The organism is Rhodococcus chondri (assembly GCF_036327435.1).
Taxonomy (GTDB): Bacteria; Actinomycetota; Actinomycetes; order Mycobacteriales; family Mycobacteriaceae; genus Rhodococcus; species Rhodococcus chondri.
The window spans coordinates 1-944 of sequence record NZ_JAUZMZ010000382.1 but is presented as its reverse complement, the minus strand read 5'-3'; the positions used below and the strand labels follow the sequence as shown (position 1 = coordinate 944).

The 944-nt window shown below is 65.8% G+C and carries 1 protein-coding gene; it reads right to left on the bottom strand.

Annotation, left to right across the window (positions count from 1 at the left end; genetic code table 11):
* A partial coding sequence (locus tag Q8814_RS26270) for a transposase family protein (protein WP_330154845.1) occupies positions 1-827 on the bottom strand: 827 nt, incomplete at its 3' end.
* Positions 828-944: the final 117 nt, after the last annotated feature.

Sequence of the window (944 nt, the reverse complement as noted above, 5' to 3'; positions counted from 1 at the left end):
TAGCGACCTGCATGCTCGAATTGCGTCAGGACAAGCGCTGCTTGGGTGATGGAGCCGATTCGTTTGGGGCACAGAGTGATCCTGTTGAGGGCTTGCCATCGGGTGGTGAGCAGCGCGGCGGCACGTTCACCGAGGCACCGCAGACTGGTCAGCAGTTGATTCCGGCAGCGGCTGTCGGCATCGAGGACGTTGCCGTCGGCCGGGGCTTTCGTCGGGGTGTGGATACCGATACCGACACCCTGATACCCCTTGTCCGCGAGGGTGACCAGGCCCTGGGCGGCGGCAGCGTACAGGGCTCCGGTGATCCCGTGGTCGCGGGCGGCAGCCAGATCGTGGGTGCTGCCCGGCACCGCGTCGGAGACCCACAGGGGGAACCCGTCCGCGGTGGCGATGAACTGGATGTTCGCGCCGAATCGGCGGTGTTTTCCGGAGTACCACAGATGGATCGGGGTGCCCTTGGTGCTGACGGTGGTGTCGGTGACGCGGTCGGTGGTGATCAGGGTGCCGTCGATGATGACGTGGGTGGCGCCCGCGGCGAGGCGTTCACGCAGCACGTCGGGAAGTTCCGGCGACTGGGCGGCGAGTACGTCGATGCCTTCGTGGAGGTACCGGTAGCAGGTGGCGATCGAGATGCCGGTATCGCGTGCCAGGGCCGCGACCGGTGTGCCGTGCCGGAACCAGCGCAGTACCAGCACCGCGTGAGAGAGCGTGGTCAGTGCACGTCGGCCGCGGCGGGTGCCTCGTTCGCGGCGGTCGACCTGCAACAGTTGCGCCAGATACTGGCCGAGCGGTCGGGGAACGTCGAGCGTGGCAGAATAGGTGATCACGTGGGGCCCTCTGGTTCGGATTCGATCTTCGCAAATCCAGTCCTACCAGGGGCCCTGCGTCCCTTCGTGATCCGGTACGACCCCATCCCAGCAAGATCAACTTACTGAGAAAACCTC